The 24,316-nt window shown below is 41.0% G+C and carries 28 protein-coding genes; 27 read left to right on the top strand and 1 reads right to left on the bottom strand.

Features of this window, described 5'->3' with window-relative positions:
• Positions 1-24: 24 nt before the first annotated feature.
• The 26 genes from C7384_RS03980 (at position 25) to C7384_RS04105 (ending at position 22,736) form a co-directional block, all read left to right on the top strand.
• Positions 25-633: a JAB domain-containing protein gene (locus C7384_RS03980; RefSeq protein WP_089938415.1), complete on the top strand. Its 609-nt coding sequence runs from the start codon at positions 25-27 to the stop codon at positions 631-633.
• Positions 634-721: 88 nt separating this feature from the next.
• The gene (locus C7384_RS03985) at positions 722-1,687 is read left to right on the top strand and encodes a gluconeogenesis factor YvcK family protein (protein ID WP_089938413.1); all 966 of its coding nucleotides are present in this window, start codon (positions 722-724) and stop codon (positions 1,685-1,687) included.
• A gap of 1 nt (position 1,688) precedes the next feature.
• Positions 1,689-2,633, top strand: a complete 945-nt coding sequence (gene whiA / locus C7384_RS03990) for a DNA-binding protein WhiA (protein ID WP_089938412.1) — start codon at positions 1,689-1,691, stop codon at positions 2,631-2,633.
• Between the two features lie 92 nt (positions 2,634-2,725).
• Positions 2,726-3,328, top strand: a complete 603-nt coding sequence (locus C7384_RS03995) for an ATP-dependent Clp protease proteolytic subunit (protein WP_089938410.1) — start codon at positions 2,726-2,728, stop codon at positions 3,326-3,328.
• Positions 3,329-3,415: 87 nt separating this feature from the next.
• The gene (locus tag C7384_RS04000; protein ID WP_089938406.1) at positions 3,416-4,411 is read left to right on the top strand and encodes a D-2-hydroxyacid dehydrogenase; all 996 of its coding nucleotides are present in this window, start codon (positions 3,416-3,418) and stop codon (positions 4,409-4,411) included.
• A gap of 62 nt (positions 4,412-4,473) precedes the next feature.
• Positions 4,474-5,625 carry a PTS sugar transporter subunit IIC gene (locus tag C7384_RS04005; protein WP_089938404.1) on the top strand — a complete coding sequence of 384 codons (1,152 nt, stop codon included), beginning with the start codon at positions 4,474-4,476 and terminating at the stop codon, positions 5,623-5,625.
• A gap of 126 nt (positions 5,626-5,751) precedes the next feature.
• Positions 5,752-7,071 carry an APC family permease gene (locus C7384_RS04010; protein WP_089938403.1) on the top strand — a complete coding sequence of 440 codons (1,320 nt, stop codon included), beginning with the start codon at positions 5,752-5,754 and terminating at the stop codon, positions 7,069-7,071.
• A gap of 139 nt (positions 7,072-7,210) precedes the next feature.
• Positions 7,211-7,831 (top strand): aggregation-promoting factor C-terminal-like domain-containing protein, encoded by a 621-nt coding sequence (locus tag C7384_RS04015; RefSeq protein ID WP_089938401.1) that lies wholly within the window; start codon positions 7,211-7,213, stop codon positions 7,829-7,831.
• 103 nt (positions 7,832-7,934) lie between these two features.
• Positions 7,935-8,471: a YqeG family HAD IIIA-type phosphatase gene (locus tag C7384_RS04020; RefSeq protein ID WP_089938399.1), complete on the top strand. Its 537-nt coding sequence runs from the start codon at positions 7,935-7,937 to the stop codon at positions 8,469-8,471.
• Complete coding sequence (yqeH, locus tag C7384_RS04025; protein ID WP_089938396.1) at positions 8,461-9,600, top strand: ribosome biogenesis GTPase YqeH; 1,140 nt, start codon at positions 8,461-8,463, stop codon at positions 9,598-9,600. Before C7384_RS04020 ends, yqeH begins: the two co-directional genes overlap by 11 nt.
• Positions 9,600-9,914 (top strand): ribosome assembly RNA-binding protein YhbY, encoded by a 315-nt coding sequence (yhbY, locus tag C7384_RS04030; RefSeq protein ID WP_089938394.1) that lies wholly within the window; start codon positions 9,600-9,602, stop codon positions 9,912-9,914. Before yqeH ends, yhbY begins: the two co-directional genes overlap by 1 nt.
• A 22-nt stretch (positions 9,915-9,936) precedes the next feature.
• Entirely contained in the window at positions 9,937-10,512 is a 576-nt protein-coding gene (gene yqeK / locus C7384_RS04035; protein ID WP_089938392.1) for a bis(5'-nucleosyl)-tetraphosphatase (symmetrical) YqeK, read from the top strand.
• A gap of 14 nt (positions 10,513-10,526) precedes the next feature.
• Positions 10,527-10,895 (top strand): ribosome silencing factor, encoded by a 369-nt coding sequence (rsfS, locus tag C7384_RS04040; RefSeq protein ID WP_089938391.1) that lies wholly within the window; start codon positions 10,527-10,529, stop codon positions 10,893-10,895.
• A gap of 32 nt (positions 10,896-10,927) precedes the next feature.
• Positions 10,928-11,698, top strand: a complete 771-nt coding sequence (locus C7384_RS04045; protein WP_089938389.1) for a class I SAM-dependent DNA methyltransferase — start codon at positions 10,928-10,930, stop codon at positions 11,696-11,698.
• Positions 11,695-12,861, top strand: a complete 1,167-nt coding sequence (locus C7384_RS04050; protein ID WP_089938387.1) for a nucleotidyltransferase — start codon at positions 11,695-11,697, stop codon at positions 12,859-12,861. Before C7384_RS04045 ends, C7384_RS04050 begins: the two co-directional genes overlap by 4 nt.
• Before the next feature lie 15 nt (positions 12,862-12,876).
• On the top strand, positions 12,877-13,422 hold the full coding sequence (locus C7384_RS04055; RefSeq protein ID WP_089938385.1) for a DUF177 domain-containing protein: 546 nt from the start codon (positions 12,877-12,879) through the stop codon (positions 13,420-13,422).
• A 98-nt stretch (positions 13,423-13,520) separates the two neighbouring features.
• Positions 13,521-14,210, top strand: a complete 690-nt coding sequence (locus C7384_RS04060) for a response regulator transcription factor (RefSeq protein ID WP_089938383.1) — start codon at positions 13,521-13,523, stop codon at positions 14,208-14,210.
• A gap of 6 nt (positions 14,211-14,216) precedes the next feature.
• Positions 14,217-15,323, top strand: a complete 1,107-nt coding sequence (locus C7384_RS04065) for a sensor histidine kinase (protein ID WP_089938381.1) — start codon at positions 14,217-14,219, stop codon at positions 15,321-15,323.
• A gap of 84 nt (positions 15,324-15,407) precedes the next feature.
• Entirely contained in the window at positions 15,408-16,334 is a 927-nt protein-coding gene (yidC, locus tag C7384_RS04070) for a membrane protein insertase YidC (RefSeq protein ID WP_089938379.1), read from the top strand.
• Positions 16,335-16,341: 7 nt separating this feature from the next.
• Positions 16,342-17,115 (top strand): TrmH family RNA methyltransferase, encoded by a 774-nt coding sequence (locus C7384_RS04075; protein WP_089938377.1) that lies wholly within the window; start codon positions 16,342-16,344, stop codon positions 17,113-17,115.
• Between the two features lie 51 nt (positions 17,116-17,166).
• Positions 17,167-17,403, top strand: coding sequence for a preprotein translocase subunit SecG (secG, locus tag C7384_RS04080; protein ID WP_089938375.1), 237 nt, complete (start codon positions 17,167-17,169; stop codon positions 17,401-17,403).
• Positions 17,404-17,465: 62 nt separating this feature from the next.
• Positions 17,466-19,718 carry a ribonuclease R gene (rnr, locus tag C7384_RS04085; RefSeq protein ID WP_089938373.1) on the top strand — a complete coding sequence of 751 codons (2,253 nt, stop codon included), beginning with the start codon at positions 17,466-17,468 and terminating at the stop codon, positions 19,716-19,718.
• A gap of 17 nt (positions 19,719-19,735) precedes the next feature.
• Positions 19,736-20,203 carry an SsrA-binding protein SmpB gene (gene smpB, locus C7384_RS04090; protein ID WP_089938371.1) on the top strand — a complete coding sequence of 156 codons (468 nt, stop codon included), beginning with the start codon at positions 19,736-19,738 and terminating at the stop codon, positions 20,201-20,203.
• An 85-nt stretch (positions 20,204-20,288) separates the two neighbouring features.
• A complete protein-coding gene (rny, locus tag C7384_RS04095; protein ID WP_089938369.1) occupies positions 20,289-21,845 on the top strand; it encodes a ribonuclease Y in 1,557 nt (518 codons plus the stop codon).
• Positions 21,846-21,967: 122 nt separating this feature from the next.
• Positions 21,968-22,357, top strand: a complete 390-nt coding sequence (locus C7384_RS04100) for a DUF948 domain-containing protein (protein WP_089938368.1) — start codon at positions 21,968-21,970, stop codon at positions 22,355-22,357.
• A 1-nt stretch (position 22,358) separates the two neighbouring features.
• On the top strand, positions 22,359-22,736 hold the full coding sequence (locus C7384_RS04105) for a hypothetical protein (protein ID WP_089938366.1): 378 nt from the start codon (positions 22,359-22,361) through the stop codon (positions 22,734-22,736).
• Between the two features lie 17 nt (positions 22,737-22,753).
• Here C7384_RS04105 and rnhC read toward each other — a convergent pair whose 3' ends face one another.
• A complete protein-coding gene (gene rnhC, locus C7384_RS04110) occupies positions 22,754-23,668 on the bottom strand; it encodes a ribonuclease HIII (RefSeq protein WP_089938364.1) in 915 nt (304 codons plus the stop codon).
• Between the two features lie 113 nt (positions 23,669-23,781).
• Here rnhC and C7384_RS04115 point away from each other — a divergent pair, with 113 nt between their 5' ends.
• The gene (locus tag C7384_RS04115) at positions 23,782-24,303 is read left to right on the top strand and encodes a CvpA family protein (RefSeq protein ID WP_089938363.1); all 522 of its coding nucleotides are present in this window, start codon (positions 23,782-23,784) and stop codon (positions 24,301-24,303) included.
• The last annotated feature ends 13 nt before the right edge of the window (positions 24,304-24,316 follow it).

The raw sequence follows: 24,316 nt of genomic DNA on the forward strand, positions 1-24,316 counted from the left end.
TGACTTGTCAGGAGAAAACAAGTTATGATATTAGCCCAAGTACAACAATTTTACGAAAGTTTAGGTCATCCGCCACGCCACGAATTGGCAACTTTTCAACGTTATTTTCCCCACGACTATAGTCTTAATGAAATTGATGATGAAACAGCACAGACATTTATTGCCCATAATCCAAGCGCTAATCAGGCCTTACTGCTTGGGATTAGTATTGGACAGCAAGTGGTCAAAGCACGGCGGCCCAGCCTATTAAGTGCTCAGCACTCAGCAACTTTTGGCCATTTTGCTCAAAAAGAAATCGGTGGACAAGCTCAAGAACAGCTCTGTCTAGCCATGGTGGATACACAGTTAAATGTCATTGGCTGGGAGGTAGTTTTTGTGGGGACTTTAACCCAGGTTACCGCCTCGCCCCGCGAAATTTTTCAACGAGCTCTAAAGGCTAATGCCTATGCAATCATCATGGTTCATAATCACCCGAGTGGCAATGTTCATCCTTCAGCGCATGATTTATCTTTCTCTCAAAAATTATTTGAGTTGGGTAAAACTATGAACCTACCGCTTTTAGATTCCTTCATTGTTTCTCAACAGGATTATTGGAGTATGATCGAAAATCAGCAATTAGAACGTTTAGCTTAAATCGCTAAACGTTTTTTATTTTAAGCAGTTTGAAAAATGGTAAAATGACCATGAACCGACAAGAATATAGTAAAGAGCTGAAAATACGATGAAACCAAAAATTGTAATCATTGGGGGAGGGTCTGGTTTACCAGTCATCATTCGCCCCTTAATTAAATATGATATCGATCTATCAGCCATTGTGACAGTTGCCGATGATGGTGGATCTAGTGGCGTTTTGCGCAATTATATTAACATTGTGCCACCGGGGGATATTCGCAATATCTTAGCCGCTATGGCTGATGTTGATCCAGAAATTTTGAAAATTTTCCAATACCGTTTTAACTCCCAAGACGATTTTTTTGCCCAGCATGCAGTTGGTAATTTATTAATTGCCGCTATGACTGAAATGTATGGCAATATCTTTGATGCGGTACAAAAGTTATCAATTCTTTTAAAAATTAAGGGCCATATTTATCCAGTAGCCAATGAGCCCCTGGTGTTAAATGCTCGTTTTGATGATGGGCAGCAATTAACCGGTGAGGCTGAAATTACAGCTGCTCATAAAGCCATCCAAGAAGTCTGGGTTACCAATGAAGATGCCAAGCGCCCGGTTCATGCCTCGCCAGATGTGGTGGAGGCCATTTTGGCCGCTGATATGATTGTTTATGGTCCAGGAAGCTTGTTTACTTCCATTTTACCCAATGTAGTTTTGCCAGAAGTACGTCAATCCCTACAGCAGATCGCTGCTAAACAAGTCTATATTGCTAATATTATGACCCAAAAGGGTGAAACCGATGCTTATACTGATGCCCAGCATTTAGCAGCCTTGAATCGGCACATTGGCCAGCCAGTGATTAACTATCTCTTAACTAATGCCAGCCCGGTTCCTGCCGATTTTGTCGATTATCAAAAGTGGACCGAGCTTTCCCAACAGGTTGTGCAAGATCCAATCGGTGTAAAAAAACAAGGAGCCATTTCGTTATCGGGCGACTATTTACAGTTACGCGATGCAGGAGCCTTTCATGATGGTCAAAAGGTGAGTGCGGAACTAATGAAAATTTTGGAGTTGTAATATGTCATATGCCGCAGAAGTAAAAAAAGAGTTGACTAGTTTAATTGTGGATAACGGCAATGCCAAGGCAGAATTATCCGCGTTAATGCGGATGAATGGGGTAAATCAGCTAGGTTCTAACCAGGCCATCAACATCCAAACTGAAAACGCTGCGATTGCCCGACGAATCTACACGCTCTTGAAACAAATTTATCCTACGGCTAGTGTGGAAGTGACTGTTACAGAACAATTACATTTAAATCAGCATAAGTCTTTTGGCGTGCGATTAAGTACCCAAGTTGATGAAATTCTAGCAGATTTAGGGGTGGACCCCTTTGGTATTAATCAAGAAATTCCTAGTCGGATCTTGAATCAACCCAAAAAGAAGCGTTCGTTTTTACGCGGGGCTTTTTTGGCTGCTGGTTCGGTAAATTCGCCCGAAAAAGCAAATTATCATTTGGAAATTTACACGAACCATGAAGACCTGGTGGAACAATTATTAAGTTTGATGCAAGAGTTTGCTTTACCAGCTAAAATTATTGACCGGCATACTGGTTTTATCGTTTATCTCAAACGCGCAGAAAAAATAGTAGATTTCCTATCGACCATTGGGGCAACTCAGTCGATGTTACGTTACGAAGATATTCGGATGATGCGGGATATGCGTAATTCAGTCAATCGTTTAGTTAACGCGGAAACGGCTAATATGCAAAAGACAGCGATTGCGGCCAATAAACAATTGGCTCAGATTGCTTTGATTGAAGAAGAATTGGGAAGTTTAAGTCTTTTGCCTCCCAAATTAGAAGCGCTAGCCAAAGTGCGTCGGCAACATCCAGATGAATCACTGGGTGAACTAGGTAATCTTTTAGAAATTAGCAAGTCGGGTGCCAACCACCGAATGCGTAAATTGACTAATTTGGCCGAGAAAATTCAGACCGGACAGTCGTATGATTTGTCGAAATTATAAACCATCAGGATCATTGTTGGAATTAAATAAAATACGTTATAATGAATGTTTAATGTGACAGATTAAATCATGAAATAAAAGGAGTACAGACTATGTGGCCAGGTGTAATTGAACAGACTGCCAATGGACGGGAAAGTTATGATTTACCTTCTCGTTTGTTAAAAGATCGAATTATTTTAGTACAAGGCGAGGTTGAAGATGGTATGGCTACTTCAATCGTAGCCCAGCTACTATTCTTAGAAGCACAAGACCCAGATAAAGAAATTTCTATGTATATCAATTCTCCTGGTGGTTCGGTGACCGCTGGTCTATCAATTACTGATACCATGAACTTTATTAAGGCGCCGGTAACGACGATTGTGATGGGCCTAGCTGCCTCCATGGGAACCATTATTGCCGCATCAGGTGAAAAGGGTCATCGCTTCATGTTGCCCAATGCGGAATACTTGATTCACCAACCAATGGGTGGTGCTGCTGGTGGTACGCAACAAACTGATATGGCCATCATCGCTGAACAATTAACTAAGACGCGGGCTAAGTTAAATAAGATTTTAGCCGATGCTTCTGGTAAAGATTTGGCTACGATTGCTCACGACACTGAACGTGACAATTGGATGAGCGCCCAAGAGACCTTAGACTATGGTTTTATTGATGGTATCTTAGAAAAATCAGGACAAAATCCAATTAGTAAGTAAACGATCTGATAGATGCTTTTTGCTGCTGTCAGGCGTATAATGATGTTGTGAAATAAGATTCATATTGCGTTATCTCAGGAGGATACAATGAAGATTTTTGCTTATGGAATTCGTGACGATGAGAAGCCTTCTTTGAAGGATTGGGAAGCTGCTAATCCTGAAATCGAGGTTGATTATACTCAAGAATTATTGACACCCGAAACAGCTAAGTTGGCTGCCGGGGCAGATTCAGCTGTAGTTTATCAACAATTAGACTATACTCGCGAAACTTTGGAAGCTTTGGCTGCTGTTGGCGTAACGAACTTGTCATTGCGTAACGTTGGAACTGATAACATTGATTTCGATGCTGCCCGTGAATTAAAGTTCAATATCTCAAACGTGCCAGTTTATTCTCCAAATGCGATTGCTGAACACTCAATGATTCAGCTTTCTCGTTTGCTACGTCGCACTAAGCCAATGGATGAAAAGGTGGCCCGTCATGATTTGCGTTGGGCTCCAACTATTGGTCGTGAAATGCGGATGCAAACAGTTGGAATTATTGGAACTGGCCACATTGGTCGTGTCGCAATCAATATTTTGAAGGGCTTTGGCGCTAAGGTAATTGCTTACGATAAGTATCCTAATGCTGAGCTTCAAGCTGAAGGACTTTACGTTGATAGTTTGGATGAATTATTTGCCCAAGCTGATGCCATTTCACTTTATGTTCCTGGTGTTCCTGAAAACCAGCATTTGATTAACGCTGATTCAATCGCCAAGATGAAGGATGGCGTGGTTTTGGTAAACGTAGCTCGTGGAAACTTGATGGATTTGGATGCCGTAATTGATGGCTTGAATTCGGGTAAGATTGCCGACTTTGCCATGGATGTTTACGAAAACGAAGTTGGTTTGTTTAACAATGATTGGGAAGGTAAAGAATTCCCTGATCCTAAGATTGCTGACTTAATTGCTCGTGACAATGTGTTGGTAACACCGCACATTGCTTTCTACACAACTAAGGCTGTTCAAGAAATGGTTCACCAATCATTTGATGCAGCGGTTGCCTTTGCCAAGGGGGAAACTCCAGCAATTGCTGTTAAGTACTAAGTATCAGTGAAATTCCCCCGGCTAACGGGGTTTTTTACTGTTTTTGGAGAGGGAGAATAGAAATGTCAGATGCTACTTTTAATGGTGATAGTCGTTTCACCGTAAAAGAGTTTTTCTTTAAGGTTTTGAGTGGTTCAGCTCAAGGAATCTTGATTGGAGTTTTGCCTTCAGCGGTAATGAAGTACATTATCCATTTTTCAGGACTCGGTAACACTGCCTTGGGAGCTAATTTTACAGCCATTCTGACCTTGTTTACGTCAATGATTCCATTTTTGATTGGAATGGCGGTTGCGATGCAATTCCACATGAAGAGTTTGGATACTGGGGTAGTCGCAATTGCAACCATGGCCGCTTCCAACTCAATTCAATGGGTAATGCTGGCTAAAGGTACGCTACATCCAATGACCTCACAGGCGGTTAAAGTACCAACGCGCTTGTTTGTTGCTAATGGCGCTGGGGATGTGATTAATGCCATGATTGTTGCTGGTTTGGCAGTTTTGGTTACCTGGTTAATCGCCCGGTACCTAGATGGTTTTGGTTCCATTGCTATTATTTTGAGCCCAATTTTAGTCGGGGGTGGTGTTGGTCTTGTTGGCAAGACCATCGCTCCTTATGTTGGTCATCTAACGACTTGGATTGGTGATGGGGTTGAACTCTTCACCAAATTAGCACCAATTCCAATGGCAGTTTTGATTGCCATGGCCTTTGCTATTATTATTATTACACCGGTTTCTACGGTAGGAATTGCCTTAGCCATTAGCCTGCATGGCATTGGTTCAGGAGCTGCGGCGATGGGTGTTGTGGCAACGACAGTGGTCTTATTAATTAACTCTTGGCAGGTTAACAAGCGTGGAACTACTTTGGCCATTGCTTTGGGTGCTATGAAGGGGATGATGCCTTCAGTTTTCGCCAAGCCGATTACGATTGTGCCATTTTTGATTACTGCGGCTTTGAGCGGTATTCCGGTCGCTTTGTTTAACATTCAAGGTACGCCTACGACAGCTGGATTTGGTTATATCGGTTTGGTATCACCAATTCAGTCAATGATTAAAGATCCAGCCGTACCATTGGGTGTGATGAATCATTTCATTACACCTGTCGTTGCGGTAATCGCTTGGTTAGTAGTACCAGTTATTGCTGGTTTCATTGCGCAGTGGATTTGCTGCAAGTGGTTAAAGCTTTATCAACCAAGTGATTTTAAGCAAGAATTATAATTCGTTTAGTAAGCTAGATAGCTATATCTAGCTTTTTTTATGGGAAAAATTAGAAAAGTATCCCCAACTATAAATCTCCATGATAGAATAAAAGCTATTAGATTAGAAATAGGGAGTTTGAGTGTGATGGAAAAACAACAATTACACCGCGGTTTTGGATTGTGGGCATCACTGTCGCTGGTCATTGGGACGATTATTGGATCAGGGATCTTCTTTAAGCAAGGGAGTGTGTTACAGGTTGCTGGTAATACAACCACGGCGATGTGGGCCTGGTTTGCCGGAGGGATTTTAACCTTAGCTTCGGGGATGAGTGTCGCTGAGGTTGGTTCTCAAATGGCTAAAACCGGTGGTATCTACCACTATATTGAACAGCTTTATGGCCGTACCTTGGGTTACTTAGCTGGTTGGATGCAGGTTGTCTTTTACGGCCCAGCCATGATGGGGGCGATTTCAGCCTATTTCGGCGTTTTATTTGTGGCTATGTTTGGCTTGCCTGGTCACTATTCAATTTGGATTGGGATGGCCGCTTTGGCCTGTGTGGGTTTGATTAATTCGATTCCCAACCGCTTTAGTGCCGGTTTCCAGATGGTCACCACGGCCATTAAGTTATTGCCAATTATGGCATTAATTGTTTTTGGCCTATTTTTTGGCCATCACGACGCCTTGGGTCAAACGGTTACAACAATCGGTCATACCAGTGGTGGTGGGTTTGGGGTGGCTGTCTTGGCTACTCTATTTGCCTATGATGGTTGGGTTACGCTAGCCAATATTAGCGGAGAAATTAAGAACCCGCAAAAAACCTTACCACGAGCAATTGTTTTTGGAATTTTGTTAGTAATTGTGGCCTATGTGGGGGTTAGTTTTGGCGTTTATCGTAGTCTTACCGCCAATCAAATTGCTAGTTTGGGTGAAAATACAACCCTAGCCATGGCAACTAATGCCTTTGGCTACTGGGGCGGGCGACTTCTTAGTGTCGCAATTTTGATTTCCTTGTTGGGGACTTTAAATGGTAAGGTGGTTTCCTTTCCACGGGTTCTTTATGCGATGGCTGATAATGGGGATTTCTTGTTTGCTAACATTTTTAGAAGCCTTCATCATCGTTCTAAAACACCAAATGCGGCGATTTGGTTAATGATTGGGATTGCCTTTTTGATGATTTTCTTTACTAATCCTGACCAGTTATCCAACTACGCTGTCTTTGTGACATTTTTGTTCTATATTTTAGTGTTAGCTGGGACCTTTATCTTAAGAAAACGAGATCCACAGGGATTAAATCGTAGTTTCTCGATGCCGCTTTATCCGCTGGTACCGATTGTAGCGATTGTGGGTTCCTTGTATATTGAAGTTTCTGAAATCATGCATGATTTTCAGGGCGTCCTTATTTCGGTTTTGATTGTCTTGTTGGGCTATCCGGTTTTATTGTATCTACGTAATAAACAAAAATAATTCACAATAGGCTAAATTAGATTTTTAGCCTATTTTTTTATACATTTACTCTTAAAAAGTTTCATAAATTGTTTAATGTTATCGTTTTGTAACTCGGTGTAATACTACCGTTATATAAAAACGGCAAAATGAAGCCATTATGATAAATAAAATTTTATACAGTACAATTGCGATGGCCGCAGTGGCCCTAACTTTGGGGAGTGTCCAATCAAGTACGCCCGCAACGCACTCAAATAAAACAACTAAGGTTCATGCCGTAGTTGACCACGGGGAAGTAAATTCAGCCGTAAATTCTTTAAATAATGTTCAAGCACTTCAATTATCAGCACCGGCTAACGATGATAGCTTAGCTAACGATACTGATGACAACAGTGCTGCGAATCAAAATAATGCTACAGCTGTTAGCGACGCCCAAGCTGCTAGTAACACTGCTAGTTCAGAAACAACCACTAAGGCTGTTTCTGCGCCAGTTGTTACACCAGTTAGTTCGGTTGCTACACCAGCTGCTCCAGCTAAAGCCACTGGTGGTAACTTGCAGTGGTTAATTGAGCGTGAAAGTGGTGGTAACCCTAACGCCCAAAACGGTAGTATGCATGGAATTGGTCAGCTATCTGAAAGCGCCTATGCCACTTATGCTCCTGGACAAGATTACCGTGGTAATTACGATGTTCAACTATCAGCTATGCAGGGTTATATCGCTGATCGTTATGGTTCGGTCGATAATGCAGTTGGTCATTTCCAAAGCAATGGTTGGTACTAAAATAATCTTCAAAGCGTCCCATTCTTAGGGCGCTTTTTATTTGGTTAGAAGGAAAACGCCATCTATAGTATAATTGTGGAAGACTGAAAAATTGGTGATGGTTATGCAATTAAAATTTTTAACTCCGACTTACATGGTAGATTCAATTTATGATTTAACAGTGGAAGAGCTGCGTAGCCACGGGATTACAACCGTTTTAACTGATTTGGATAACACTCTTTTAGCTTGGAATAATCCTGACGGGACACCCGAACTACATCAGTGGTTACAAGATCTTAAGCAGGGTGGAATTGAGCTAATTGTTATTTCTAATAATACTAATAAACGGGTGGCTAAGGCCGTCAATGCCTTAAATATTGATTTTGTAGCCTGGTCTTTAAAGCCCCTACCAAGAGGTATTTTATCTGTGATGAGCCAACGGCATTTACGGTCCCAAGAGGTGATTATGGTTGGCGATCAAATGTTAACTGACATTTGGGCGGCCCATTTAGCTGGAATACGCAGTGTCTTGGTTAAAAGGTTGATTGATTCCGATATGTGGCAAACTTGGTTAAACCGCAGTATCGAAACTCAGGCCAAAAAAATTGTTTTTAAACACAACCCGAACTTGAAATGGGAGAAAACGCTTCGTGACAACTGAAATTTCCGATGAAACAATTCAGCAAGAACTAGAAAAAGGTTTATATTGTATTGGCTGTGGCGCACGTATGCAGACCACAGAGGCAACTCAATCGGGCTATTTGCCAATGAGTGCCTTAAAGAAATCATTAGAAAGCGATCAGCTTTTGTGTAAACGTTGTTTTCGTTTGCGCCATTACAATGAAATTCAACCCGTAGAATTAACGGATGATGACTTTGCCCGTATCCTTCACCAAATATCAAGTACCAAGTCATTAATCGTCTATGTGGTTGATGTATTTGATATCAGTGGTTCTTTGATTGACGGCCTTCCTCGTTTTGTTGGTAAGTCAAATCCGATATTAGTAGTAGCAAATAAGGTCGATTTGCTGCCAAAATCTTTAAAAGCGAACCGATTAAAACAATGGTTAAAAGACCAGCTTAAAGATAGTGGCATTGATCCAGTTGATATTGTCTTGACCTCAGCAATTCATTCCCAAAATTTAGATGCAATTTTACAAAAAATTGAAGATCTACGTCAGGGACAAGATGTTTACGTAGTTGGCACAACAAACGTTGGAAAATCAACTTTTATCAATCAAATTATTAAGTCTACGATGGGCGTTCAAGAACTGATTACGACTTCTCGTTTTCCTGGCACGACCTTAGATAAGATTGAAATTCCTTTGGCTGATGGTCAAAAATTAATTGATACACCCGGAATCATCAAGAGTGATCAAATGGCGCATCGTTTAGATAGCCGCGATTTAAAGTATGCCCTACCTAAAAATGAAATTAAGCCCCGTACTTACCAACTAAATGACCAACAAACTATTTTTATTGGTGGGTTAGCGCGTTTTGATTTTGAAAAGGGACCTCGCAGCGCTGTGACAGCATATTTTGAGAATAATTTACCGCTTCATCGTACTAAGTTGGTAGGCGCTGATGAATTCTATCAAAAGCATGCAGGAAACTTATTACAGCCAACGGAACCGAATTTGGGTCCTTTGGTTAAATATGAATTTAATACAAATGAAAAAACTGATCTTGTATTTGCTGGTTTAGGCTGGATTGTGCTGCCAGCTGGCATACGAGTTGCCGGATGGGCGCCTAAGGGTGTCTCGGTTACAGTACGAAGGGCTATGATTTAATGCAAAAATTATCAGGAAAACAAAAACGCTACTTAAGGGCTAGTGCTAACCCCTTGTCACCGATTTTTTCAATTGGAAAAAATGGCTTGAACCAACAATGGGTTGACGAAGTTGTGGCTGCACTAGCTAAGCGGGAACTAATTAAAGTATCAATTCAGCAAACGGCTGAAGTAGATGTGAAAGATTTGGCAGAATTCTTACACCAGCACTCGGAAATTACTGTTGTACAGACAATTGGTCGAACGGCGGTCTTGTACTTGCCAGCCAAAGAAGAGAAATATGCTAAGCTGTCTCCGTTAGTCGCCAAATTATAAAAGTTTTATTTGGGAAGGTAGTATGAAGTATTATAGTGGCAGTATGGCTGAGTTAGAAGCTCAAGTGGCTCATCAGCTTTCTAAGAAACGTTTTGAACACTGTTTGCGAGTTCGTGATTATGCCCAAAAGCTAGCCAGTCAAAATCAAATTGATTCAGAACAAGCTGCTGTGGCCGGTTTAGTACATGATTATGCCAAGGAACGTTCTGATGCTGAATTTTTAGCGGTAATTGGCGCTAAGCATCTTGATCCTGATTTAGTTAATTGGGGTAATCCAGTATGGCATGGTATTGTCGGAGCCGAAATAATTAAAGATGAATTGGGTATTACCGATCCATTAATTTTACAAGCAGTGCGCGACCATACTACTGGTGCCGGGGCTAATATGTCTAAACTATCGCAGATCATTTTTATGGCCGACTATTTAGAAAGTGGTCGTGATTTTCCGGGAGTGCAAACGGCGCGCACCATCACTGATGAAGATTTAGGCCAAGGAGTTCGTTTTCAAATTATCCATACTTTAGCCTATCTGGCTAAAAATGAACGACCAATCTATCCTAAGTCACTAACCACATATAATTATTGGGTTACCCAGTAATCTGAAAGGAAATCATGACTGAATTAAACGCAAAAAAAGAACTAGAAATTGCCGTTAAAGCCATTGACAGCAAAAAAGCCAATGATGTTGTAGCTCTTGATATGGGGCCGGTTTCATTAATGGCCGATTATTTTGTTATTGCTGAAGCACCATCAAATCGACAAGTTCAAGCAATTGTCAATGAATTGAAAGATAAGTATGAAGAGGCCGGTGGTACGGTTCGCTTTATCGAAGGTTTTCAGGCAGCCCAGTGGGTGTTGGTTGATCTCGGTGATGTAATTGTTCATATTTTTGACAGTGAGCACCGTGATTTTTATAACCTTGAAAAACTTTGGTACGATGCGCCGTTGGTTGATATATCAGAATTTTTACAGGCAGATTAAAAGAGCTGAAGTAATAAACTTCAGCTTTTTGTATGACAAAAGGTAGCCAAATGGAAGATAATTTTACAACCTTTGCAAAAAGTTACGATGAATTGTTTGATAACGATATGTACCAAGCCTGGGCTCAATATGTCAAGGCTTTGACTAAGCCCAGTCCCTTACTTGATTTAGGTGGCGGTGCGGGCCGGTTAGCAGTTTTACTGGAACAAGCTGGCTATCAGGTAGATTTACTAGACTTATCACCTAATATGTTGCAACTAGCCCAAGCCCATGCTCAACAGGCTGGCGTTGATCTTCGTCTAATCGAAGGGGATATGCGTGATTTTAGTGACTGGCCTACTCAATATCCAATTATCACTAGTTTTGCTGATAGTTTAAACTATTTACCTAATTTAGATGATTTAGAGGATGCTTTTCAACAAGTCTTTGATCATTTAATGCCGAGTGGGTTATTCCTTTTTGATGTGATTACCCCCTATCAAGTTAACGTTGGCTATGACAATTATTGTTATAACAATGATGATAATCCAGAAAATATTTTTATGTGGACTAGTTTCCCTGGTGAAAATGAAAATAGCGTTGATCATGATTTGAAATTTTTCACCTATAATGAAGAGCTAGATGCCTTTAATCTTTTACGAGAAGTTCATCATGAACAAAGTTATGAGCAAGCTGTTTATTGCGAATTATTACAAAAAGTTGGCTTTAATCAAATCGAAATTAGCGCTGATTTTGGCCAAACAGTCCCAAACTCGCAAACAACGCGCTGGTTCTTTAAAGCTAGCAAGGGGGATACCAAATGAAGGCTGTTGGTTTAATTGTTGAATATAATCCCTTCCATAATGGACATCGTTATCATATTGCCCAAGCTAAAAAAGTTACGGGGGCTGATGTCGTTGTGGCCGTCATGTCTGGTAACTTTGTGCAACGAGGCGAACCGGCCTTGTTGGATAAGTGGACTCGGGCTAAATTGGCCTTAGAAGCTGGTGTTGATGTAGTAGTTGAACTACCCGTATTTTATGCGGTACAACCCAGTCATCTTTTTGCAGAAGGAGCTGTTCGCTTATTAGCCGCTTTAGGAATTCATGATATTGTCTTTGGTAGTGAAAATCCGGATATTGATTTTATTTCCTTAGCACAGCAAGCGCCTAAGGTTGATTCCGGTCAGAACTTTACTAACCGAAATCAAACCTTTGCCAGCTCTTATGCCCAGCAACTGGCCGATACAACCGGTTTTGAACTTAAGGAACCCAATGATATTTTGGCCTTTGGCTATGCTCGGGCAGTTTTAGAATTGCAGGTCGATATGCGATTATGGCCAATTGCCCGGCAACAGGCTGGTTATCATGATGATGATTTTGGTCCCGACCAAGTGATTGCTTCGGCTTCTTCCATTCGGTTAGCTTTACATAAACATAAGTTAGAAAAAATAGTCCCAGTTGTACCTGAAAACACCTTGGCGGCTGTACAAAATAACGCCAATACCATTGATTTTGAAGCGTCATTTTGGCAATTATTACAGTACCGCTTATTGACCGACACCGTTGGTCAATTGGGTCAAGTTTACCAAATGGCTGAAGGATTAGAGCATCGCTTGGCCGCTACTGCAGCTGCTAAGCAAGGTCCACAGTCCTATCAGTCCTTTATTAAGTCAGTCAAATCAAAACGGTATACTTTTGCTAGAATTCAGCGAACTTTGCTGTATACCTTGCTTAATATTAAGGTTGATCAAATGCAGGCCGCCATGCAGGATCCCTACTTGAGAATTTTAGGTTTCACATCTCAGGGGCAACAATACTTGAATAGTATTAAACGAGAAGCTGCCTTACCGATTATTAGTCGAGTCGATATGTCTTTAGCCAAAGCCAATTTAAGGTTGGACTATAAAGCCGGGAAAGTCTGGCAGTTATTGGCTAACCAAGCTACGGAAGAACAAGACGTTGGACATGCCCCTATTCAACTTTAAAAAGGAGTTATAAAAATGAAATTAGCTAAAAAGCAATTAGTCAAATATCAAGAGAATCCTCTACTACTTGATACAGAGTTAGATTTAGCGGCATTAGCCCAAGAACGTTTTCCAGATTTAATTTTAGAGATTTCACCTTTAAAAGTGATTGGTAAGGTGCAATATGATGCCAGTGATATTGTCAGCTTGAATGTTCAGGTCAGCGGTGAGGTGGTACTACCATCAACTCGATCAATGGAACCAGTTGCCTTAGCGATTAATCTAGGTATTCAGGAACGCTATGTTGGTAAGCCAGAACAATTAGATCAGTTTGAAGAAGATGAAGCGGTTTTCTTATTAGAAAACGACCAATTGGATGTTGATCAAGTTATTTTGGATAACCTAGTTGCTATGTTTCCTAGTCAGGTATTGACACCAGCCGAAGCAGCCAATCAAGAATTTCCTAAGGGAAATGATTGGCAGGTTATTAGTGAAAGTAATTATGATGAACAGCCGGCTCAAGTTCTGGAGGATGTTGAAGATCCTCGGTGGGCTAAGTTAAATGATTTCTTCGAAAAATGAGAAAAATATTGTAATTATTATAAAATAACTATAAAATGTGGTAGGGTAGATTGTTAAGAAATTAGCTTGAAGTATAAATATTAAAAATAGAGGTGATTATGAGTAAAGTATTGATTGTTGAGGACGAGGAAAATTTGGCAAAGTTTGTCGCCTTAGAACTCAAACATGAAGGATATGATGTCCAAACGGTAGACAACGGTCGTGATGGCTTGGAAATGGCCACCAAGAACGATTTTGATGTAATTTTATTGGATTTAATGTTGCCAGAATTAAATGGACTCGAAGTTGCTCGACGTCTCAGAGAAGTAAAACGTACACCAATTATTATGATGACAGCGCGTGATTCAGTCATTGATCGTGTATCTGGCCTAGATTATGGTGCTGATGACTATGTTGTAAAACCCTTTGCCATTGAAGAATTATTAGCTCGGGTTCGTTCACTATTACGTCGAATTACAATCGAAACAGAATCTAGCGATAAGCACCGTTCAGTTATTAATTTTAAAGATCTTAAGATTGAAAAAGAAAATCGCATCGCCCGTCGTGGCGATCAGATTATTAATTTGACTAAACGTGAATATGATTTACTATTAATCTTAGTAGAGAATATTAACGTGGTTCAGTCCCGTGAACAACTCCTCAAGGAAGTTTGGGGATTTGATTCGGGTGTTGAAACCAATGTTGTGGATGTATATATTCGTTACTTACGTAATAAAATTGATGATCCTGACAGTAAGGCATCGTACATCCAAACTGTACGTGGCACTGGTTATGTAATGCGGAGCTAACGATAAATGATTGAAAATCAAGATAAAAAAACTAAAGCGTCTTTCCGTTTTTCACTGCGTTGGCAGTTGTCTTTGGGGATGGCTTTGGTTTTTTTTCTTACTTGTTGCTTGTTTGTGGCGGCAGTAATTATTATTTTACAACAGCATTATGGTGTTATGCCAAAGGCCTTATCGCACTGGTTGTGGCTGATTGCTATTTTGGGTGCCCTCATTGTTTTCTTGGTTTCATCATGGATTACCAAAATTATTGTTTCCCCAGTCACGGTGATTGAAAAAACAATTCAAGCCTTTGAAAGTGATCCCATGACCCCCGAACGTATCCCTAAAATGGGACCCGATGACGAATTGTCCGATTTAAGTCGAATCTTAAATCGAATGATTGATCGTTTGCAGGATTTGATTGGTGCCCAACAACAATTTGTTTCCGATGTGTCCCACGAGTTACGTACGCCAGTCGCGGTGGTTAAAGGACATATGGAAATGTTGAATCGTTGGGGGAAGGATGATCCTGAGGTCTTGGTTGACTCGATTCAATCGACTCTATCAGAAGTTAAGCGGATGGAGACCTTAATTAATGAGATGCTAAATTTGACCCGTGCCGAACAGGTACCAGTCGAAAATGTGAATCAAATTACTGATGTCGATGGGGTTGTTCACCGAATCTTCAATGACTTTAAGATGTTACATCCAGAGTTTATCCTAACCTTTGATGATGATCTAGTGCAGCCTGCTCTAGTAAATATTCGCCAAGATCACTTGGAACAAATTATTATTATTCTAGCTGATAACGCTATTAAGTATTCAACTGACCGCAAAGAGATTCACTTTGCCCTGTCTAAATCGGCTACCCGAGTTGAAATTGGTGTTCAAGACTTTGGAGAGGGAATTGAACCCCAAGACTTGGCTCGAGTCTTTAATCGGTTTTACCGGGTGGATCGGGCTCGTTCCCGTGAAAAAGGGGGCAATGGTCTAGGTCTTAGTATTGCAGAGCGTTTGGTTAAGGCATACGGTGGTGAAATTACCGTTGAAAGTGCGCTCGGTTCTGGGTCGATTTTTACAATTCGCTTGCCTTTGGTTTCAGAATCGGATAGTGACGAAACCTCACCACTTTAATATATGAAAACCCACCCCTTTTATGGGGTGGGTTTGTTATAATAGAACGAATTAAATTTTTTTATAAAACATTTAGGAGACAACATGAAACAGATAAAGCGTGCTTTGACCTTTGTCTTTATTGTATTTGACATTATTTTATTGACCGGTGGTTATAGTGCCCATAGTCGAATGTATCAATGGTTAGGACGGCCCATCGCGGATATTCTTTTGCAGATTTCCCACTGGGTCGGTGGGGTTAATGGTATCGGTTGGGGAATTATCATTATCACCGCTGTCTTGCGTTTGGCAATTTTACCGCTATTTGTCAATCAACAAAAGAATACAACGATGAGTCAATTGAAACTTCGAATTTTAAAACCTGAAGTTGATAAGATTCGTGATATTACTCAAAATGCCAAGAATCCACAAGAACAACAGGCGGCTGCGGCGGCATCAATGTCCCTTTATAAGGAAAATGGCGTGAGCATGACCGGAGGAATTTCCTTTTTGACGATGGCCATTCAGTTACCAATTTTCTCAGGGGTGTATTCAGCCATTATGCACGCCCATGGACTGCAATCAGCGACCTTCTTTGGATTAGCCCTCAATAAGCCTCAAATCGTTTTTGCTATTTTAGCTGGTTTGATTTATCTCTTGCAGGCCTGGTTGTCATTACAGCGGATGCCTGAAGAACAAAGGAAAGTTTCTGGTATGATGTTGTTGATGAGCCCAATTATGATTGCTGCCTTTTCAATGTTTTCTAGTGGATCAATTGGACTATACTTTATCGTGGGTGGAATTTTTGCTTTGATTCAAACAGCAATCTTACACGTTCAGTATCCAGCCCTGGAAGCGAAGGTTAATCGCGAGTTTAAGGTGTTAAAAACTGCCGAAGACTTGATGGCTAGTCAGCCGGCAGCTACAGTTACGCCTGCTGATTTATCGCCTCGGGATGTTACCGCAACGGCAAGTTCTTCGAATACAAAACAACGGAATAGCGGTAAGCAAAACCGCAATAGCAAAGGATAAATTAAGCATGGAAAGAATTTTATCAAATCAAAATAGTCGTGTTAAAAGCTGGGCCAAATTAGCAACTCGTAAAGGTCGTCAAGAAAATCGCACCTATTTATTAGATGGTTGGCATTTGGTTCAAGAAGCAATTAAAGCTTCAGCTAAGTTTCACGCCGTAATGGCGACATCCGAGCAAATGGAAGCGCACTTGGCGGATGTTCCTCATGGGGTGCCAGCCTTTGAGATTAGTGCTGAAGTGGCTAAGCATATCGCCGGTACTAATACTCCTCAGGGAATTTTTGCCGAAATTAGTCTTCCTGAAAAAACTTTTGATCCTAGTTATGTCTTTGATGGGATGTGGCTATTATTAGACCAGATCCAAGATCCAGGAAACGTTGGAACATTGATTCGTACCGCTGATGCGGCCGGATTTAAAGGAGTTGTACTGGGCGAAGGTACAGCTGACGCATTTTCTCCTAAAGTAGTGCGGGCTATGCAGGGTTCGCAGTTCCATCTAGAAGTTTTACAAGGTGATTTGTCCCACTGGGTCGATTCACTAGCAACCAATGGCTTGCCAGTTTACGGTTCAGAATTAAATCCAGCGGCTCAGCCTTTCCAAGAAATTATGCCAGTTGAAAAGTTTGCCTTGATTTTAGGAAACGAAGGACAGGGAATGCAAGCGCAATTGGCCGAAAAGACTTCGGCTAATTTCTACATTCCTTTGGCCGGACAGGCGGAAAGTCTTAATGTAGCGGTCGCTGGTGGAATCTTGATGTTCCACTTGGCGCTTGGAAACTAAGCCAAAATCTGTTATAATGACAGTATTGAACTTCAAGTGGAGGTTGTCACTGTGACTAATATCCTTACTGTAGCACTGTTGGTAGTGGGGTTCTTACTGGTAGTTGCAGTTATGATGCAACCTAGTAAGCAACAAGATGCCCTGTCAGCTTTGTCTGGTGGTGCTGCCGATTTGTTTACTGAACGGAAGTCTCGTGGTTTTGAGGCCGTTATGCGGCGCATTACCGTTGTTTTAGGGGCTATCTGGTTCATAATTGGAATTGCGCTGATGTATCTATCAGCCCATTAATTTATTAAAGGTCAGTTTACTCTTTTGTAGACTGATTTTTTATTTTTTAGGAGTAATTTTATATGGAAATGAAAGTATTGAAAAGTCAACTAGCTGGCTTTTTAAAAGCCAATCGTCAACAGGCCTTTACGGCTCAAAATTTGGCGGATGGTCTACGCATGACAAATGAAAGTGATTATCGACAGGTAGTCAATGCGTTAAATAATGTTGTCCGAGATGGCCAAGCACAAAAATTAGAAGATGGGGCCTATCAATATCAGGCAGATGATGGCCAGGTTATTGGTGAGTTTAAAGCTAATGATAAGGGCTTTGGTTTTGTCCGTTATGATGAAAACTTACCGGACTTTTTCATCGGGCCAGGAAATACCAAGCAAGCTATGCAAGGTGATACAGTTCGGGTTTCAACGCTCAGGCCCTCTAAATCAGCTGACCGAGGACCAGAAGGAGTAGTCGAAGAGATTATTGAACGATCCTACGATCAGGTAGTGGGCGTCTTTAGTTTGGGCTCACAGGCCAAAGGGATACAAGGCCAAATTCAATTAAACGATAAAAAGGCAGCCAGTTATCAGATTCTCGTCAAGGATAGTCATCAACCTTTGCATGATGGGGAAGTGGTTGTAGCTAAAATTTTGAATTTCGCTGATGCTACTCATCCACGCCAATTGGTTGCAGAAGTGACCCAAGTACTTGGTTTTAAAGATGAGCCAGGCATGGACATCATGCAAATCGTTGAGAGTAAAAAAGTTCCAAGCCATTTTCCAGCAGAAGTATTAGAAGAGGCTGATGCTATTCCAAATGAAGTTTTACCAGAGGAATGGGAAGGGCGTCCAGATTTAACTGATCAGCCTTTAGTAACTATTGACGGGGCTGATACCAAAGATATTGATGATGCTGTTGTGGTCTGGAAACTAGAGAATGGGAACTATCATTTAGGGGTTCACATCGCCGATGTTTCCCACTATGTTAAAGAGGGATCAGCCATTGATGAAGAAGCTTACAATCGTGGAACTTCAGTGTACTTGACTGATCGCGTTATTCCAATGCTCCCTCGGAAGCTTTCAAATGGGATTGCTTCATTGAATCCCAATGTCGTTCGTTTGGCCATGTCGGCTGAGATGGAGATTAATCCTAAGGGCCAAGTAGTCAAACAATCTATTCATCCATCCGTAATCAAGTCGCATGCTCGGATGACTTATGATGCGGTGAATCAAATTTTGGCCGATGATCCACAGACAACCCAAGAATATCGGGAATTAGTTCCCATGTTTAAAGAAATGGGTGAACTACATCAAATTCTATATAAGATGCGGGCCGCCCGTGGGGCCATTGAGTTTGACGCACCAGAGGCACAAATTATTGTTGATGATCAGGGAAAGGCCATTGATGTTAAAGTTCGTCAACGAGGTACGGCTGAACGGATGATTGAGTCCTTTATGTTGGCTGCTAATGAAACCGTGGCGGAATTCTTTGATAAGAAAAAGGTTCCTTTCTTGTATCGTGTCCACGAGGTGCCGGATGAAGAACGAGCCAAATCATTCTTTGAATTTACTAAAGCCCTGGGTCATCCAGTTAAGGGAGATCCCAACAAAGTAACTCCCAAGATGATGCAAAAGCTTATGGAAGAGGTGGCTGATGATCCCGCCGAACAAATGATTTCTACCATGATGTTGCGGGCTATGAAGCAAGCCAAATACTCACCAGATCCAATGGGACACTTTGGTTTAGGGGCTGACTACTACACGCACTTTACATCGCCAATTCGTCGTTATCCGGATTTGACGGTGCATCGTTTGATTAAATGGTATCGTCGCCATGGCTATGGGGTTGAAGCACAAGAACGTTATGCCAGTCATTTGGGACAGATTGGGATTGATACAAGTAGTAAAGAGCGACGCTCCATTGATACAGAACGACTAGTTGATGCTATGAAAAAAGCAGAATACATGGAAGATAAGGTCGGACAGGAATATGAAGGAATTGTTAATGCAGCCTTAAAGTTTGGTTTGTTTATTAGTTTGGATAATACAGTTGAAGGACTAATCCATATCTCAAACCTAACCGATGATCACTATGAATACGATGAAACGCATATGGCTTTAATTGGCCGTTCTAAGCACCATATTTTCCAAATTGGGCAACGAGTAAAGATTAAAGTAATTCGGGTTAATAAAGACGAAAGTACTATTGATTTCCAATTGTTAAATCCAGAAGATGCGCCAACCACTGATATTCGTGTAAAAAGCAGTAATAATGGTCGACCAAACCGCAAAAATGCAAGGAAAAAGCGTCCTCATTCGGATAGCAAAAAGAAATAGGTAGGTCGTTAGTTGATATGAAGGCTAAAAAATCTAAAACTGACCAAAATGTTCTGGCTCAAAATCGAAAGGCCCGTTTTAATTACGCTATTTCAGATACCTTTGAAGCGGGTATTTCACTTACTGGAACTGAAATAAAATCAGTGCGAGCTGGGCAAATCACCATTGGGGATGGCTTTGTTACTTTTCATGATGGACGTGCCTTATTAACCAATGTGCACATTGCGCCCTATGAAAATGGTAATCAATTCAATGTTGATCCATTACGCTCCCGCCAATTATTGCTGCACCGGCGTCAAATTCAATCCTTACAGCAAACTGCGCTGGAAAAAGGGGTTAGTATTGTGCCTCTTAAGGTGTATTTAAAGCATGGTTTTGCTAAGGTATTAATTGGTATAGGACGTGGAAAACGGCAGTTTGATAAGCGGCAAGATCTGAAAAAGCGTGATCAAGAACGAGAGCTACAACGCCGGTTTAAAAATTAACTTTGCAATTGACCCATAGGTTAAATCTCGCTATACTTGTAAGGTGAATGTATCTAATGTCACACGCTGAAAGGAAATGTAAGAGATGAATTTTACAATCATTTCAGCACTCTTCGCAATTGCAATTGGTTTAGGTATTGGTTATATTTTACGGCGTTGGACTGATGCCAAAAAAATAACTGGTGCCAAACAAATTGCTGCTAACATTTTAGAACATGCAAATCGTGAGGCCCAGAGTATCAAGCGGGCCGCCGATATTGACGCGAAAGATTTAGCTCAAAAGTATCGTACTAAAGTTGATGAATCACTGGCTAACCGTCAGGCTGATGTCCAAGCACGAGAGAAACGCTTACAAGATCGAGTGGATACTTTAGATAAAAAGGATGCCACCTTAAATCAACGAGACGCCTCTTTGATTCAAAAGGAAAATCAGGTTCAAGAACGCTTAGACGATGCTGCTAAGAAAAAACAGCAGTCTTCAGAATTATTAATTGAACAAGAAGAAAAGTTAGAATCAATTGCAGCTTTGGATCACGAACAAGCTCGTGAAATTGTTTTGCAACAGTCTAAAGATTCACTTTTGCGCGAACGCGCTAGTTTAATTAAAGAATATGAAGTTGATGCTAAAAGCGAAGCAGAGCGTCGGGCGCGCGATATTATTGTTGATGCCATTCAACGATCGGCTGCTGATGCGGTAACAGATGTTACTGTTTCCGTTGTTGATTTACCGAGTGAGGAAATGAAGGGGCGGATAATTGGTCGTGAAGGCCGTAATATTCGTACCCTTGAATCACTAACTGGTATTGACTTGATTATCGATGATACGCCTGAATCAGTCGTTTTGAGTGGATTTGATCCACTTCGTCGCCAAATTGCCAAAAACGCCCTTGAATCCTTAATTGCTGATGGTCGGATTAATCCTACTCGGATTGAAGACACAGTTGAAAAGGCTCGTCGCCAAATGGATGAAATGGTGCGTGAAAAGGGTGAAGAGGCCGTTTTCGAATTGGGATTGCGTGGTATGCACCCTGATTTGATTAAAATGATTGGTCGAATGAATTATCGGACCTCTTATGGTCAAAATGTTTTACAGCACTCTATTGAAGTTGCCAAAATTGCTGGAATTATGGCTGCTGAATTAAAAATAGATGTCGCGCTTGCGAAGCGTGCTGGTTTAATCCATGATATTGGTAAAGCAGTTGATGCTGAGGTTGAAGGTTCCCACGTTGAATTAGGGGTGCGTCTAGCAGAAAAGTTTAATGAAAAACCTGCTGTTATTAACGCTATTGCTGCTCATCATGGCGACACTGAACCAACTACACCAATTGCTGAATTGGTCACTGCTGCTGATGCAATTAGTGCTGCTCGACCAGGAGCCCGCAGCGAATCTCTCGAGAACTATGTTCAACGACTTAAAGACTTGGAAACAATTGCTAACGCCTTCCCCGGTGTTAAAAAAGCCTTTGCTATTCAAGCCGGTCGAGAAGTTCGCGTAGTAGTTGAACCGCGTAAGATTTCAGATATTAAAGCTACCGTACTTGCCCATGATATTAAAACTCAAGTTGAAGAACAGTTGGAATATCCAGGCCATGTTAAGGTTACTGTTATCCGTGAAACTCGCGCCGTGGATTATGCTCATTAATGTAAACCGCCTATTGATAGGTGGTTTTTTATTTAGAGGACAATCAGCACGGGAGCCTTTTATCTGTTACAATTGAAAAGACTTCACTACGAAAGAATATCTACTTTAAAAGGAGAATGTTAATGACAATTGGCCAACTTGCAATTTTGATTTTTGCCCTTGCATTTTTATTGTTAGTGGTATTTATTGGGATTTTTTTGATGCGCTTAACCCGCTCAGTTGCCGTTATTACCATGGATGTGGATACCATTGCCCGTTCTAGTAATGAAATTTTAGGGAACGCTAACGAGCTGTTAGATGACGTTAACGATAAGATGAAAACTTTGGATGTAACGGTTGATACAGTAGCAGAATTATCTGAAACTGTATCTGATCTTAATAGTTCAATTCATCATGCTACCAATCGCTTTTCAAGTTTTGGCAGTCTAGCCAAAGCCGGTACTGCCTTTGCTACTAGTCAAGCTTGGGAACGTTTTAGCCGTAAAACAAACAAAAAAAAGGAGCAGAAGTAACATGGCAAAAAATGCCGCTTTTGTAGCTGGCGTTGTAACTGGGATTACAGCCCTAACGCTACGCTTTGGTTTGTCGCAATCACAACGTCAAGCCTTAACTAAAAAGGTAAAACAAGTCGGTGGACAAGTTCTTCATGAAGGAAAAAAACTTGTTCACACTCATGCGGAGCCGGTTGAAGAATTTTCAAATAATCATGTGGTACTCTGCCTAACTAAAGTAAAACAGTTGGGTCACCCCTATATTCAATCAGCACAGCAAAACATCAATAATTTTCGAGATGATTTAGCTAATGATGACATTGAGTTAACAGCTGCTGATATTACGATTGATGATGAACACTTGGCAGAGCAAGAGCAAGAAAAAACAACCCAAAAGTAAATAACTTCTGGGTTGTTTTATTTTAGTAATTTTAGTGCTTTTTGAGTATTGGCAAAATGTAATTTAGCAAAATGACCTAAATCCATTTTACGGGATAATAATCGGGCGGCCAGCTGATCTACATTACTACCCGCACCAATTGTTAGGGATAGGCTGGCTTCTTGACTGAGCTGATCCATAGCATCTAACTCGATTACCCGGGCGAGCACTGAGGCTGCCGCAACACTGAGATGGTGCTGTTCACCCTTAGTGCTGAAAAAAACATTACGTCGAATAATTGGCTTTTGCTGGGCTTTTTCTAAATAAGCAAAATAATTTTTTGATTGAACAAACTGATCAATCAAAATGCCCTGTGGATAGTCGGGATTAATTTTTTCCACTACCTGTGATAAGGCGAAGTTATGGGATAGAGCCTTGAGGGCGACGACGTTGTATTTTTTCTGTAATTTATTATATTGATCAGGCATTAAATTTACAACGTGATGCGGTAGACGTTCGATAATCTGTGGCGCAATCGCGCGCATCTTATCATCGGTTAAAGTTTTAGAATCGGCGATTCCTAAATCTTTAACCCAGTCTAAATTGGCATGGCTAACGTAAACTGCGGCTGTAGTTAGGGGACCAAAGTAAGCGCCAGCCCCGACTTCATCTGATCCGATAACTGACCAAGATTGAAAATCACTCGGAAGTTGAGCAGCATGACTGGTTTTTCTTCCACTAGTCGACTTTGGTATTTTTTGCCACTTTTGGGCCTCTATTTCGGGTTGGTTTCCTTGAAAAAGGACCTTTCCGGAGCGATAGGCGGTAATGGTGGTATTGGCTGTTTTTGCTCGGAAAATACTACCAGCTGGCCCATTGGTGACTATCTTAGTTTGATAGTATTGCTGGATCTTTTTTATTTGTACTTGGGGTAGTTGAATAACAATTTGCATAGGCTTAATTATAGCAGTTTTAATGTTATAATGAGTTGCATTAAATACGTTAACCAGCTACTATGACTAGCTTTTCCTTAAAAATAAAATTAATAAAGTAGAGGGGGGAATGAATGATCATCTTGATACTGGGTGTTATATTACTAATTTTGATGATGCGTAGTGGCTATCGGGCTGGTTTGGTCACAACTATTGTCCGGGTATTTTTATGGCTGGTTATTTTTTATATTTCCATGAAATTAGCTAAGCCATTAGGCGAAGTAATTAGCACCTGGGTTGGTGGTCAATTCATTCGTCCCGAGGTACCTCAAGCCATTAGTCACCATGGGCAACAATTCTTGGCTTCGGGCTTAGTCAGTTTATTATTGATTGTTATCGGGAACGTTTTATCGCGTTATTTATTACAGTCAGTTCATTTAGTCCGCCATCTTCCTTTTTTAGGTGGACTGGATGCTATTTTAGGTAGCATTTTTTATGGTGGGATTGCTCTGATTTTATTTTTCTTTATTCTGCAAGTTCTTTCAGTGCTTCCCAATGCCTGGATTCAAGATCAATTAGTTGGTTCCCCCATATTAAATTATTATCTGGATCGGTTTCCTGTTTTCTCAAATGCAATTTACCAATGGTGGTTATAAGGAATTTAAATTA

The sequence above is a fragment of the Convivina intestini genome (assembly GCF_003096575.1).
Lineage (GTDB): Bacteria > Bacillota > Bacilli > Lactobacillales > Lactobacillaceae > Convivina > Convivina intestini.